Source organism: Noviherbaspirillum album (assembly GCF_035916955.1).
Classification (GTDB): Bacteria; Pseudomonadota; Gammaproteobacteria; order Burkholderiales; family Burkholderiaceae_D; genus Noviherbaspirillum; species Noviherbaspirillum album.
Genome location: NZ_JAWIIV010000027.1, coordinates 50418 through 63585, shown reverse-complemented (window position 1 = coordinate 63585; position 13168 = coordinate 50418). Strand labels below are relative to the sequence as shown.

General features: G+C 54.8%; 20 protein-coding genes. 14 read left to right on the top strand and 6 right to left on the bottom strand.

Translation table 11 applies throughout. From position 1 onward, the window contains the following. Both RY831_RS24170 and RY831_RS24165 read right to left on the bottom strand, forming a co-directional pair. Positions 1 to 231, bottom strand: coding sequence for a hypothetical protein (locus RY831_RS24170; RefSeq protein WP_326508930.1), 231 nt, complete (start codon positions 229 to 231; stop codon positions 1 to 3). A gap of 64 nt (positions 232 to 295) precedes the next feature. Beyond that, positions 296 to 625 (bottom strand): DUF4148 domain-containing protein, encoded by a 330-nt coding sequence (locus RY831_RS24165; protein ID WP_326508929.1) that lies wholly within the window; start codon positions 623 to 625, stop codon positions 296 to 298. A 386-nt stretch (positions 626 to 1011) separates the two neighbouring features. Between RY831_RS24165 and RY831_RS24160 the strand changes: the two genes are divergently transcribed. Next, positions 1012 to 2280, top strand: coding sequence for an HD-GYP domain-containing protein (locus RY831_RS24160; RefSeq protein WP_326508928.1), 1269 nt, complete (start codon positions 1012 to 1014; stop codon positions 2278 to 2280). A 161-nt stretch (positions 2281 to 2441) separates the two neighbouring features. Continuing rightward, on the top strand, positions 2442 to 2927 hold the full coding sequence (locus tag RY831_RS24155) for a hypothetical protein (protein WP_326508927.1): 486 nt from the start codon (positions 2442 to 2444) through the stop codon (positions 2925 to 2927). A gap of 498 nt (positions 2928 to 3425) precedes the next feature. Here the strand turns inward: RY831_RS24155 and RY831_RS24150 are convergent, their stop codons facing one another. The 4 genes from RY831_RS24150 to cadR form a co-directional block, all read right to left on the bottom strand. Continuing rightward, positions 3426 to 3650, bottom strand: a complete 225-nt coding sequence (locus RY831_RS24150; RefSeq protein ID WP_437126325.1) for a hypothetical protein — start codon at positions 3648 to 3650, stop codon at positions 3426 to 3428. Positions 3651 to 3661: 11 nt separating this feature from the next. After that, a complete protein-coding gene (locus RY831_RS24145; RefSeq protein WP_326508926.1) occupies positions 3662 to 3799 on the bottom strand; it encodes a hypothetical protein in 138 nt (45 codons plus the stop codon). Positions 3800 to 4293: 494 nt separating this feature from the next. Beyond that, positions 4294 to 4704: a toll/interleukin-1 receptor domain-containing protein gene (locus tag RY831_RS24140; protein ID WP_326508925.1), complete on the bottom strand. Its 411-nt coding sequence runs from the start codon at positions 4702 to 4704 to the stop codon at positions 4294 to 4296. 18 nt (positions 4705 to 4722) lie between these two features. Continuing rightward, positions 4723 to 5169 carry a Cd(II)/Pb(II)-responsive transcriptional regulator gene (gene cadR / locus RY831_RS24135; protein WP_437126324.1) on the bottom strand — a complete coding sequence of 149 codons (447 nt, stop codon included), beginning with the start codon at positions 5167 to 5169 and terminating at the stop codon, positions 4723 to 4725. 154 nt (positions 5170 to 5323) lie between these two features. On the opposite strand from cadR, the gene RY831_RS33275 reads away from it, so the two are divergent. The 12 genes from RY831_RS33275 (at position 5324) to RY831_RS24080 (ending at position 13165) form a co-directional block, all read left to right on the top strand. Further along, positions 5324 to 5722: a DUF2946 domain-containing protein gene (locus tag RY831_RS33275; RefSeq protein ID WP_367576102.1), complete on the top strand. Its 399-nt coding sequence runs from the start codon at positions 5324 to 5326 to the stop codon at positions 5720 to 5722. A 136-nt stretch (positions 5723 to 5858) separates the two neighbouring features. Then, complete coding sequence (locus RY831_RS24130; protein ID WP_326508924.1) at positions 5859 to 6323, top strand: copper chaperone PCu(A)C; 465 nt, start codon at positions 5859 to 5861, stop codon at positions 6321 to 6323. A gap of 14 nt (positions 6324 to 6337) precedes the next feature. Next, positions 6338 to 6931, top strand: coding sequence for an SCO family protein (locus RY831_RS24125; RefSeq protein ID WP_326508923.1), 594 nt, complete (start codon positions 6338 to 6340; stop codon positions 6929 to 6931). Beyond that, positions 6928 to 7365 carry a disulfide bond formation protein B gene (locus RY831_RS24120; RefSeq protein WP_326508922.1) on the top strand — a complete coding sequence of 146 codons (438 nt, stop codon included), beginning with the start codon at positions 6928 to 6930 and terminating at the stop codon, positions 7363 to 7365. Before RY831_RS24125 ends, RY831_RS24120 begins: the two co-directional genes overlap by 4 nt. Next, positions 7362 to 8021, top strand: a complete 660-nt coding sequence (locus RY831_RS24115) for a DsbA family protein (RefSeq protein WP_326508921.1) — start codon at positions 7362 to 7364, stop codon at positions 8019 to 8021. Before RY831_RS24120 ends, RY831_RS24115 begins: the two co-directional genes overlap by 4 nt. A 119-nt stretch (positions 8022 to 8140) precedes the next feature. Beyond that, on the top strand, positions 8141 to 8788 hold the full coding sequence (locus RY831_RS24110; RefSeq protein WP_326508920.1) for a cation efflux transmembrane domain-containing protein: 648 nt from the start codon (positions 8141 to 8143) through the stop codon (positions 8786 to 8788). Positions 8789 to 8791: 3 nt separating this feature from the next. After that, positions 8792 to 9385: a methyltransferase family protein gene (locus tag RY831_RS24105; protein ID WP_326508919.1), complete on the top strand. Its 594-nt coding sequence runs from the start codon at positions 8792 to 8794 to the stop codon at positions 9383 to 9385. Positions 9386 to 9409: 24 nt separating this feature from the next. Then, on the top strand, positions 9410 to 9748 hold the full coding sequence (locus RY831_RS24100) for a DUF3703 domain-containing protein (protein ID WP_326508918.1): 339 nt from the start codon (positions 9410 to 9412) through the stop codon (positions 9746 to 9748). A gap of 52 nt (positions 9749 to 9800) precedes the next feature. Next, on the top strand, positions 9801 to 10157 hold the full coding sequence (locus RY831_RS24095) for a hypothetical protein (RefSeq protein WP_326508917.1): 357 nt from the start codon (positions 9801 to 9803) through the stop codon (positions 10155 to 10157). A gap of 94 nt (positions 10158 to 10251) precedes the next feature. After that, on the top strand, positions 10252 to 11475 hold the full coding sequence (locus RY831_RS24090) for a TolC family protein (protein ID WP_326508916.1): 1224 nt from the start codon (positions 10252 to 10254) through the stop codon (positions 11473 to 11475). Next, positions 11472 to 12041 (top strand): hypothetical protein, encoded by a 570-nt coding sequence (locus RY831_RS24085; RefSeq protein ID WP_326508915.1) that lies wholly within the window; start codon positions 11472 to 11474, stop codon positions 12039 to 12041. Before RY831_RS24090 ends, RY831_RS24085 begins: the two co-directional genes overlap by 4 nt. After that, on the top strand, positions 12041 to 13165 hold the full coding sequence (locus RY831_RS24080) for an efflux RND transporter periplasmic adaptor subunit (RefSeq protein ID WP_326508914.1): 1125 nt from the start codon (positions 12041 to 12043) through the stop codon (positions 13163 to 13165). Before RY831_RS24085 ends, RY831_RS24080 begins: the two co-directional genes overlap by 1 nt. Positions 13166 to 13168: the final 3 nt, after the last annotated feature.

Genomic DNA, 13168 nt, shown 5'->3' with positions numbered 1-13168 from the left:
TCAGCCACTTTTCATCATTTGCGTGCACTCTTTCATCATATCTTCCATTGTGCGGTTCATTTCCTTTTGCTTTTGAACATCGGCTTGGCCGAACTGTGTAGCCTGGACCTGAACAAGGCGAGCATTTTGCTGACGCGCCTGTTCGATAAGTGCCCAGTCGGGTCCTGCAGCCGCCGATAGACTGACGCCGAGCGCGATTACGCCGGTGATGGTGGCGATGATCTTTTTCATATCAAACTCCTTGAGTACGGAAGAACGCTATCGCAGCCTTCCGCGGTTAACAGCCATGAGCCAGTTACGCACCACCAAAATAGATGGAGTTAATGTTACGATTTCCTTGACGGTTTGCCTGCACTGCTTCTGCCTGTACTTCCGCCCGGGTTCTGCCATTGACAGCTGTTGGCTGCGGAGGATAGGTCGTTCCATTACCAACCCTGAGCGAACCGTCCTTGCGGGCCTGCTCCAGCTCAGCAAGTACCTCGGCCCGCGACTTGGTCGACTGGACGTGCTCCAACCAGTTTGAGCCTTGGTCGCCCTGCCATTTGTCGTCTGCGAAAGCGCTTGAACTCATTCCGGCAATCAGTACCAGGCCAGCGACGGCGGATATCAGTCTTTTCGATTTCATGCTGCACTCCTTTTGTAGTCGGGGAAGTGGACTAGCCAGTAAGCTCAATCCATGCATGCAGTGTAGCGAGCCGGTCCAAACAGCAACGTGACGGAAAAATTAAATGTCTGTAATCTGCACGACGACCGAGACGCCTTCCCACCGCCCAGAAGTACCATCATTCCCGATGTATGGGGGAATTGATGTCAGTCGATTTCATCCCTCTGATATTGGGTTTGCCTGCGCGGCGGCATCGAGGTATTTGCAGCAGCTAAACCAGATGCGGCGTGCATATATCTATCAACATTAGCCACAATATTTTTATACGAGACGTGACTTTTTTGGCGCGCGTTTGTCTTGCGCTGTGGATTCCATTATCCTTGAACGGGGAAGCCAACGGAACTGACATGCGCATACATAAAATTCTTAAAAAGGCGCTTGCAAGAGTAGCGCCCGTTTCCATTTTTATCATCCTCTCAGCGGCAGCACTCTCCTATTGGCAGCACCAACGCATAGCGGAACAGGGACTGGCGCGCGTGTTGACTGCAGAAGCGCTGCGCGGACTGCACATGGGCGCTATCGAACTGCCGCCCGAACAAAGAAACGAGGCAATTGCAACGGAGGTCCAACACATGGTTGGCGGCCTTTTTGCCATGATCTCGGTCTACGATGAAGATGGGCAGAGGATCGCAAGCGCCGTACAACCCGGCTATACGGATACTGCGAAAGCCATTGCTGCACGTGCGGCTGTAGTGTCTACCGGAACGGATACGTATGAGAGCCTGGCGGTTTCGGGCATGCGTATGCTACGTGTTTCTGTTCCGCTTTCCACAGCTGACGGGCAGGTATTAGGCCATCTGGAAGCCATACGTGAAGTCCACCCAGTGGAATTGGAAACGATCCACCATTCGGCATTGCTATCCGGCGTTGTCGCCGCGGTCGCTGTGCTGCTTGCAACAATCGTTCAATTTCCCTTGCTAACCAATCTGGCGCTTGCGAACTATCGAAACGCGCAATTGATAATGCAAGGGCATATGGGTGTATTGGAAGCGCTGGGCCGGGCCATTGCAAAGCGTGATTCCGATACCGGCATCCACAATTACCGGGTGACTTGGATTGCGGCGCGCCTTGGTGAGGCGGCACAGTTAAGCAATGAACAGATGTGCAATCTGATTGCCGGCTCGTTTCTGCACGACGTCGGCAAAATTGGCATCCCGGACGCCATCCTGCTCAAACCCGGGAAACTTGATCCGCGTGAGCTAGAGGTAATGCGCGAGCATGTCGCAATTGGCGGGCAAATTGCGGGAGATGTGGGTATGCTTGCATACGCTCGCGAAGTAATTGAAGGGCACCATGAAAAATGGGATGGCAGCGGTTATCCAAAAGGCTTGCGGGGAGAGGCTATTCCGCTGGCAGCACGCATTTTTTGCATCGCTGATGTATTCGACGCACTGCGCACAAAGCGGCCCTATAAAGAGCCATTTCCATTTGAGACGGCCATGCAAATCATGCGTGAAGGACGTTCAATCCATTTTGATCCTGAGTTATTTGACCAATTCGAGGCGATTGCACGGGAAATAGACGAACTCATCACGCGTTGCTCGGATCGCGACGTCATGCACATGACGCAACAGGTGGTACAGAAATATTTCTTCTTTGAAAATATCGAAGCCTGAAGGGATGGAACCCTCAGGTTACCCTGAAACTTCGTATCCCAACGGCTAAGCGTAACCAGTTGGTCTTGGCCAACCATTTTCGAATTACGGATTACAAAGTCTCATGCTAGAGTTAGCCGTCTACTAATATATGTCCGCTTTCCTCTTTTGACGCAAAGCCAATGACCTCCACATTCAGACAGTCTCGCGCCAGCCTGCTTTCGATCTGTGCATGGCTGTTCGTCATCTCGGTTGTAGTGAATTATGTTTGGGAAGTGGGACAAGGGTTTCTCTTCGAGGGAATGAGCAGCTGGGAAAGTATCTGGTGGCATTGTTTTGTCGCCAGTTTGGGCGACGGCATCATCCTGTGGATTATTTACGCGGTAGGCTGGGCTATTTTTAAGAGAGCAGATTGGTTCGTTGACCCCGGAAAAGGCGGCTATAGGGCGATGCTGCTGACGGGCCTGATTCTCGCAGCTGTCATCGAATGGGGCGCAGTACACGTCCTTCAGCGATGGAGCTATACGAATGCTATGCCGTTGATACCAGGGCTGGATATTGGCATTACTCCGATTATGCAAATGCTCGTCCTTCCTCCAATAATCTTTTATATTGTCGCCTTACGATTCAAAAGAATTGGTATCAAGTCTCGTTCGTCGTCTTCATAAGGATTTAGCTTGCACGGTTCAGAGACGCTATAAACCATTTGGCGCAGTGTTTCAAGCAAGGCCTGCGGCCGTACCTTGCCGGGGTCGTATTTCACCTATGCCTTTTATTGGGTCAGACTGGCAGATACAGGTTCAAAGCCCGCATGGCGGCTGATGCCAGTACGATAGTGTCAATAGCTGTGACAACTGCAGTCGCAGAGAACGACCGATTCAACCAGCGGACTTTCGAAGCCAGTTTTGGAAGAGCAGTAACGAAGGGAAAGCACGCAATAATCGTTGCAAAAGCAATGCGCAGCAAAAGCTGCAAGTGAAGCCACTACAAGCGAAATTACGGCATTAACGAATGCACGCAAACCGCGCCATGGAGTTGGTCTTGGCCTGAACTACGTGATGTTCGCCTATTTAAGCCCAATCGTCTGGTCGAGCGAGGCTTTCCCGGCACCGTGGGCAGCGAGATAAAGCATCAGCCCAGCCCACGACAGGTGCGTCGGCCATGCATCAGGATAGACGAAGATCTGGATGACTGCCGTCATGCACGGTCAGGAAACCGTCTACCTTGGTGCGGCCCGAATAAAAAAAGGTCGCGGCGATCGCGAAGCGATCGATCAGCGCCAGCGTGGTGTGATTGATTAGGTTCTTCAATCTGTCGGCAAGCCAATTCCAGAGTCCGCGAAAGCCGCCGGTGGTGGCGACGGCAGCCTCGGACGCGGTGGCGTGGTTCATGATAGCTCCTTCTATAGGTGGTCGTGGGCGATGTCAATATGGCCGAATGCGCCGTTATTGAGCAGCATTGCAAGAAGTTGGGCAAGGTCGATGTCCGGCTGCATGCTGAGTGCAGCGGCCGCCGCATCAGCCAGCGGACGTCCGGCCATACAAGTGTCCAGGAATGCGCAGCCTGCTGCATCAAGCGGAGCCCATGCAACCGCCTCATGTGGGCGCCCCAGCAACGCACCTTCACCCCGCCACTCGATTTGGCTGTCGTCGTCGAGTTGTTCGCGGTTTCTTCGCCAGATGGTGTAAATCGGCTGGTCCGCGAACCATTGCCAACGCGTGGCGGGGTGTGGATACAGTACACTGCCGCCCAACGCTTCTGATGAGCGGCCGGCGAGGGTGGCGGGATCGAGCGGTGGTTCATTGCGCGCGGCATGTATTCGAAGGAATCGAGGAGAAACTGGTCACGGTCGAACTCCGTAAATTCTTTCTTCAGACGGAGGTTGCTGGAGCGCGGGGTGAGGCTTGGTTCCTGTGCGGCCGCCGATGCGGGTCTCGCGGGCGATGCCAGGAAAGCGTCTTGACGAGCGCCGGTAGCCGAAGCCGGTTGTGTCACTTCCCTCCTAGTAGTAGCTGGTGTAACTACCTGGCGGACCTATCGTGCTACGTCGGTGAAAGCCTCGTCCTGGTCCGGCCAAGTGGTTACTGCTTTACCGTCCTTGGGGGCGCCCAATAGCTTTCCGAACGGGGCTGGGTGCCAGTCACATGTGCGAAGAATCACTGGAATGACTCGAGCCGTTCCTTCGTGAGGCCGCTCCATTGCACGCTTCATTTCTCGACCATAGCAATAGCTCGACGCGATGAAGCTAGAACTCACGAGTAAAAGGATGACGTCCGCCTTCTCGAGATTCTCATCAATTTCATCGTCAATGTTGGACCCAGCGAGAATACGCCGGTCATGCCAAGATTCGATGAGGCCCTGATGCTTCAACATCGACAGGTGCTCCTCGAGCTTGTCTCTGAGCGCTTCGTCAACGTGGCTATATGAGAAGAAAACTGTTGCCATCCGTGATTCCTGTTTCAATTACTTAGTGTTATCGCCGTCATCATGGCAAGCACATTCATGACTTTCAGCCGCTTCGTTCAGATTTTGCAATATGCCGCATTCCTCAACTGAATGTGGCCCTTGGCATTGTTTGCGGAGCTTGACCAGTTGCTGCTCAAGAGTACGTAAAGCAGCCATTTGTTCGCGCACTTGCGCAATGTGCCCGTCAAGGAGCTCATCGACGCTCTGGCATCCCAAAGCAGGGTTGGCTTGCAGGTCAAGCAGCACACGAATTTCTGCCAAGCTCAGCTGCAACGAACGGCAGTGGCGGATGAACTGGAGTCGCTCGAGGTGCTCCGTCGCATATTCACGGTATCCGCTACTGTTTCTTCCCGGTTCTGCCAACAAACCGCTTTTCTCGTAATACCTGATAGTTTCAATGTCGCAACTTGTACGTTTTGACAGTTCCCCGATACGCATATTCATCCTCCCTTGCCGAAACCCCGTAGTTACTACGGACATTGTACGTCAAATTGGTTGCGTCTATTTCCCATAGAGAGGATTGCAACTACGCTTGTGACCGAGCACCACTGAGGTCTGTTCGGAGGTCTCAACAGAACGGGTGCGATAAAATACAAAAATGAGAACAACTCGGTACACAAGACTCCTGACTGCATGGATGGCATTGCTCGCCATCCTGCTGGTCGCTCTTGCGCCGTCGATTTCGCACGCCTTTGCTGCGAAAAGTCGTTCATCACCGAAGACGGTCGAAATCTGCACGGCCTCGGGAGTCAAGCAAGTTAGTGTTCCTTACGAAGGCACCTTGAAGCCGTTCTCGACGGTCAAACATGACCAGCATTTTGAAGACTGTCCATTTTGCAGAATCCACAGTGATACGCCAGGACCAGTCCCTGCTACCGTGTCGGCCATATTGAACACAGTAGCTTCCTTTCCCCGCCCATTCCTCTTCTACCAGGCGCCTCGACCCTTGTTCACATGGGCGCCCGCACAATCTCGCGCCCCACCTACGCATTCTTGATTTTCTTCGCAGTGCTCCCGCTCAGGTAGTTAGGGCGGGGTAGCTACGCCTATGAACCAAGCTTCCGCCATCTTAGTTGCGGTTGTTCTGGCTGCTTCTGTTACGCAGGGCGCTGAGCGCGCGACCTACCGCAGGCTTGACGCCCATCCTCAAATTTCACTTTTTTGAAACCATGAAAACTTTATTGCTCGCCCCATTACTTGCCAGTGTGACCTCAAGCGCATTTGCCGACGTTTCGGTGACTGATGCATGGGCACGTGCGACTGTCCCAGGGCAGCCGGTCGGAGCCGTGTACATGAAAGTCAGCAGTTCCAATGCTGTGCGTCTGGTCGACATTCAGACCGAGGTTGCCAAGGACGTTCAGGTTCACACCATGCATCACCATGATGGCGTCATGAAAATGCGGGAGCACGGTGAGCTGGCCATTCAAGCCGGGCAAACCGTCGAGCTCGCGCCAGGCGGCTTGCACCTGATGCTGCTCGGCCTGAAAAAACCGTTGTCGGCCGGTGAAAACCTGACAGTGAAGCTGACGTTCGAAGATGCCAAAAAGGTGAGGAACACTTCAGTCGTCTCAGTGCCAGTCCGGCCACTTGGCAAGTAACGCGGAGGTCGCACATGAAAATTCGATATGCAGCAGCGTTGCTTCTGGCTGGCACCGTCTTGCTTGGATGTGACAACAAGAGCATCCCTGACCAGAAGTTTGCGTCGGTGGACATTACCGGCGGCGAGTGGGGCAAGGAATTCCAGTTGACAGACCATACTGGAAAGCCGCGGACTCTTGCTGATTTCAAGGGCAAAGCCGTTGTCCTCTTCTTCGGCTATACCAATTGCCCCGACGTCTGCCCGACGACAATGGTGAAGCTGGCCTCAGCCATGGAAAAGCTTGGCAAGGACGCTGAAAGGGTACAAGTGCTGATGGTCACGCTGGACCCGCAACGGGACACGCAGGAGCTGCTGGCCAAGTATGTTCCCGCCTTTCACCCGTCGTTCCTTGGCTTGACTGGAACTGAGCAACAGGTTGACGCTGCGGCGAAGGAGTTCAAGGTAATTCGCGTGCTGCAGAAGCCAAATGAAGACGGCTTTTACACGGTGGACCATTCCGGCCAAACCTACGCGTTTGACCCGCAGGGCCGCCTTCGCCTGTTTTTCAGGGATGCCCAGCCAGCCGAAGACATCGTACAAGACCTCAAAACGCTGCTCAAAACATGATGGCATCAACAGACATAAAAGCTTCCTTATGGCCCTTGGTATTCCTGAGCTGGGTTTTGGCAACGGTTTCCACCCTTGGGGCGATTTTCCTAGGTGAGGTCATGGGTCTGACACCATGCGTGCTGTGCTGGTACCAGCGCATTTGCATGTTCCCGCTCGTACTTGTCCTTGCTGCAGGCCTTTTCCCTGTGGACGTAAAAGTGGTGCGATACGCATTTCCGCTGGCACTTATCGGCTTGGGCATTGCAGTGTTCCACCTTCTGGTTGCTGAAGGCGTTATTGCCGAGTCAATGACGCCATGCACACAAGGCGTGCCATGCTCGCAGGAGCAAATCGAATGGTTCGGATTCCTGACTATACCGATGCTTTCCGTTGCAGCATTCGCTGCCATCACTGCACTGCTCATCACTACTCATTTCAAGGCTTCCAAATGAAACAAAAGACTATCTTTATTGTGACTGCCGTCATATTGGCGGTCACATTTGCGCTCGGAATCAACACGTATCAGAACAAAAAAGCTGAACAAGCTACTCAGGCCACCTCGCAAAACAGTGAAGCGCTTGTGCGGTTCCATTCACCGACCTTGGGCAATGCAAACGCACCAGTTCACATCGTTGAATTCTTGGACCCGGCATGCGAGTCTTGCCGAGCTTTCTATCCATTCGTCAAAGAGATAATGGCATCGAGTCCGGATAAGATTCGGCTGACCATCCGCTACGCACCATTCCATACCGGCGCCGACGAAGTTGTGAAGGTACTTGAGGCAGCGAGAAAACAAGGAAAATACTGGGAGTCGCTCGAAGCACTCCTCGCTGCTCAACCTGACTGGACACACGGCCATGCTGCTCAGCTTGACCGCGTCTGGCCGCATCTCGAAAGGCTTGGACTCGACGTTCCTCGCCTCAAAGAAGATATGAAATCGCCCGAGTTGACGAAGCTGGTTCAGCAAGACATGGAAGACGTCAAGGCGCTCAACGTCAGGGGGACGCCTGAGTTCTTCGTGAATGGTCGGCCCTTGCCAGAGTTCGGCCCTGACCATCTGAAAAAACTGGTCGATGAAGAGTTGGCCAAAGCCGCAAGCGCAAAATAACGCTTTTTGACGATTTGATAACGCAACCTCCGCCGCTTAGGCCTCCGTCCTGAAGAAAATGCTTGACCATAGAGTGACTACAGGGTTTTTAATAGGCATACGTATGAAAGGAATGTGATATGTCTGCTTGCTGCTCTGGAGGTTGCTCCTCCGACAAACCACCTGTTGACCCGACTTACCGCCGCATCCTCTGGGTTGCGCTGGCGGTCAATGCCGGGATGTTTGGCGTCGAATTATTCAGTGGGTGGGCCGCCGGCTCTGTCTCTCTACTGGCCGACGCGGTCGATTTTTTCGGGGACGCGGCTAACTACGCTGTATCCCTCTTCGTATTTGGTATGGCACCAATCTGGCGGTCCAGAACAGCCCTCATCAAGAGCTTGACTATGGGAGGCTATGGGCTATTCGTCCTTGGGGCAGCACTATGGAGCGCAGCCACAGGAACTGTGCCGGCACATGTGACGATGGGCACCATCGGTTTTGTTGCACTCTTGGCAAACCTGCTGGTTGCCGTGCTTCTGTTCTCCTACCGCAACGGGGATTCCAACATGCGCTCGGTCTGGCTCTGTACAAGGAATGATGCGGTTGGCAACGTCGCCGTGATGCTTGCTGCGCTGGGGGTGTTTGGTACCGGAGCAGGATGGCCAGACATCGTGGTGGCGGCCATTATGGGAGTCTTGGGCTTGTCGGCAGCACGTACGGTCATTACTCAGGCACGCGCTGAAATGGCTCGCAAGCCAATCATCCAGGTCGTTGCTCGTCCGAGGTGACACATGGAACGAATTCTTCTTGCGCTGTTGTTCCTGACTTACTTTGCCGTGGCATTTGTCTGGCCGTCAGTTCGGGTATGGCGTCAAACGGGACTCAATCCGTACGTTCTGCCGTCGAGTGACGTTGCTTACGGGTTCGTCACGTCAGGCTTTCGCTTCGTCCTTGTTGGCCTAGGCCTCTATGTCGTCGTCCAAGCATTCTGGGCGGACACTGACCGAATGCTTGGCACGCTCGAATGGCTGGCACATTCGGAAGCGCGCGCGGCCGGTTGGGTGCTTCTCATCACGTCGCTGGTGTGGACGGTCATCGCCCAGACCCAGATGGAAAAATCTTGGCGGATTGGCATCGACCAGAAGAACAGAACCAATCTGGTCACTTCTGGCCTGTTCGCCTACTCGAGGAATCCAATATTTCTCGGTATGCGCCTCAGCATGCTGAGTCTGGTGTTGTTACGGCCTAATGCTGTGACGGTCGCCGCGGCGCTAGCCGCCGATGTTCTCATTCAGATTCAGGTCAGGCTCGAAGAAGACTTTTTGGTAAAGCAGCATGGCGCGCAGTACGAAGAATATATGCACAAGACTCGGCGTTGGGTTTGATGCTGGCTCCAGGGGGAGAAGACAATGAATAACGAACTGAAATTTGCTTTTGATTCGGAGATGGCAATAGCCATGGACCTGTACAGGAAAGGGCGACTGGGACAAGCCTTTGGCCATCTGGAGACCGCCCACGTACTTGGTCAACGACATGTCGTACCGCATGTAGTGACGCACTGGTGGATGCTCAAAATCGGCCTGAAACGCCGGTCGACAGTAGAGGTCGTAGGACAAGCGGTACGTATCGCGCTGGGGGTAATCGGCTCAGCCGTTGGTGTCGTACCCGTTGGAACTACAGGAGGAACGAACATAAGTATGTTCAAGCGAGTTCCGATCGATGACAGTCTGCGCCGCTTGATTGACTGAACAAAGCCTTAGTTAGTACCAAAACCTCCGTGTGAGTGTTAAGATTTCATCCGTGAAAAAACTCTTCCTCATTTTCTTGCTGTTTGTCATGCCGCTGCAGGCCTCCTGGGCTGTGGTTGCGGCGTACTGCCAGCCTGAGACTGAGGTCACGGCAAAGCACTTTGGCCATCACGAGCATCAGCAGGAACACCACCATGCCCAAGTAGGTCAGGATTCCGACGAAGATTCAACGGCTCTCAAAATCTCGGATTGTGCCGACTGTCACGGCCTGTACAGCGGGATGGTTGTTTACAGCTTGGACACGCCTCACGCAGGGCCGGTAGCGGGACCGCCTGTGAACGCGACTTCTCAATTCATATCCACAGCATCTTCCAGACCCGAAAAGCCTAAATGGTTCTCCGCCATCTAATCCGGCGGACCACCTCAATCTACGCTTAGCTATTTCCCGCAGATAACGTATCCGCCGGATTCCCCTTGGTTTTTATTCACTTAGGAGAATCTGAATGCGACGATTTCGTTCGTCCTCTAGTTTGTTATGCAAACTGGCGGTAGTAGCCTTTATGGGCGGCGCAAGCGCTGCCCATGCTGCACCCCCAACCCTCAAAGACGCTGTCGAAGCTGCCTGGTCCCGGCAGCCTGAAGCACGCGCACTTCACGCTCGCCTGGATGAAGCAGCAGCAAAACGAGGCGCCGCGTCCTCATTATTTCCCGGGGCGCCGAGCATTGGCCTGTCCCAACGGACCGACAGATTCAATCAAGACCGCGGTGAGCGGGAGATTGAGGCAGAAATTGCGGTTCCTCTCTGGATGCCAGGGACGCGCAATGCCGCCCAGCGGCTAGCTGCAGCAGAAACGACCCAGCTTGATGCCAAAACCCTTGCGGCCAGACTGAAGATAGCAGGCGAGGTCCGTGAAGCGTATTGGCAAGCCCGTTTCGCCCAGAACGACCGCGATGTGGCACTACGCAAGGTCAGCGAGACAGGGGTGCTCCTGGAAGATGTAGCACGGCGGTTCAAGGCCGGCGACCTGGCGCGAGCCGACCTGAACCAGGCTCAAGTCGCTGAACGCCTTGCCCGAGCCATGGCAGCTGAGGCAGAGGCTCGAGCCCTTCGGTCTCAGCGGCTTTTTACGGCACTCACTGGTCTTGCCCAAGTTCCTGAGACGGGTGAGGCGCTGCCTGATGCAGGACAAGTTTCGTCGCCCCATCCGCTGCTTGCTGCGTCCAACACTGCCGTAGAAGTTGGACAGGCACGTCTGGCTCAGGCGAGCGCTGAGCGGCGTGACGCGCCAGAAGTCGCTCTGGGGTTCGTCCGGGAACGCCCGGCCGGAGGGGATGGATATGACAAATCGGTACGTTTTGCCGTGCGTATCCCACTCGCTACTCAAGCACGCAATGCGCCTCGCGTTACCGCTGCCAATGCAGAGCTCATCGAGGCACAGGCCGCCTTGTCGCTGGAACATGAACGCCTCCTGGCCGAATCTGACGCTGCAAAGTCGGAGTTCGAACAGGCAAAGGCGATAGAGACCCTGGCACAAGAACGCTTCCAGTTAGCTTCGGAGACGCAAGGACTCTATGCCAAGGCATTCAAGCTAGGCGAACTGGACCTTCCGACCCGGTTGCGCAGCGAAAACGACCGTTTTGAGGCTGAACTCGCACTCACCCGTGCACGACTCGAGGTCGGGCGCGCTATTTCCAAGCTCAACCAAGCACTAGGGCTCATCCCATGAACCGACTCTTCTCTCGTTTCGCCATACCACTGGTGGCTTTGGCATTTTCATTCAGCACAGCTATCGCAGGACCTGGACATGACCACGGCGACGAAGCGCCAGTGGCTTCGTCCGGTTCCGTGTCTCCTCGGTTTGAAGCGCACTCAGACCTCTTTGAAGTTGTAGGCGTATTCGATGGCCACGAGCTATCGGTGTTCGTTGACCAGTATGCCGACAATGCCCCGGTCCTAAAGGCCAAAGTCGAGCTCGAAAGTGGGTCGACAAAGGCAGTTGGCGAGTTTCATGAGGACAGCGGCGACTACAAGTTTGTCGTGAAGTCATTCGAGAAGCCTGGCAAATACCCGGTCACGCTGACTGTCACTGCAGGCGACGAGGTCGACATCCTTGCCGCGAATCTGGTTATTCCTGATGGTCATGCCGGAGAAGACCATGCGCATGGCAATGACGCCTCAAGCCCCCTGTATCAACGAATTGGATTCGGTGCTGCTGCCTTAATTGTGCTTGCGCTCCTAACACTCGGTGTTCGCCGCTGGAAATTGTCGCGCAATGCTGGAGGACTGAAATAATGAAAAACGTATCTCAAACCATCATGGTGGGGCTTCTTGCCGCCGCTTTCTCTGTCAGTGCCTATGCAGGTCCCGGCCACGACCATGGAGATGAGCCCCAGGGAGCTGCCAATTCCAACGGACCGAAGCGTCTTCCTGATGGAAGCGTCTTCCTTCCAAAAATCACCCAGCGACAGCTTGCAGTACGGACCATTGTCGCCGAAGGCAAGGAGCACCCACAAGCCTTCGAACTCGTCGGAAGAGTCGTTATGGACCCCAACGCAGGTGGTAAGGTCCAGCCGATGGTGGCGGGCCGTGTAGAGCCCGGCCCCAAGGGCCTCCCGTCGTTGGGCCAAACTGTTCGCAAGGGTGAAGTGCTTGCCTACGTGCGACCGTCAACTGGGTCTCTTGAGCGGGCGAACCAGGTGGCTCAGGCAGCAGAGCTTCGTTCGACAAGAGCTCTAGCTGAAAAGCGTCTGGCTCGATTGAAGCAATTAGAGGGCACAGTGCCGCAAAAGGAAATCGAGGCGGCCGAGGCGGAAGTGGCAAGCGCAAAGGAGCGACTAACAGCCATTGGCGGCAGCCTGTCGACAACGGAGGCGCTGACCGCACCAGTATCAGGAGTCGTTTCTGCAGCTAATGTCGTTGCTGGCCAAGTCATCGATGCACGAGAGGTTCTGTTCGAGATTGTCGACCCAAGTCGATTGCGAGTGGAGGCCGTGGCACACGACGCCACTCTTGCAACAAACATCGCAACGGCCACGGCACGGGCGACTTCGGGCGAGTCCATTCCTCTCGAATTCGTCGGCGCAGGCCGGACTCTGCGGGAACAGACGGTTCCAATCCAATTTCGTACACGTCCTGTCAAGGACGGCGTACTGCCTGTACTGACGGTTGGTCAGCCGATAAAAGTCATCGCCCAGTCCAAAACCACCGTCCCCGGTGTCGCCGTTCCAGCCAGCGCTATCGTCAAGAACCCGAGCAATCAGGACATTGTCTGGGTGCATGAAGGCGCCGAGAGATTTGTGCAGCGTCCGATTCGCTTTGCCCCCTTGGACGCGAATACAGTGACGGTGACAAGCGGCCTGAAGGGTAACGAACGCGTGGTCGTTCAAGGTGCTCCGCTGGTCAATCAGGTGAGGTAATCA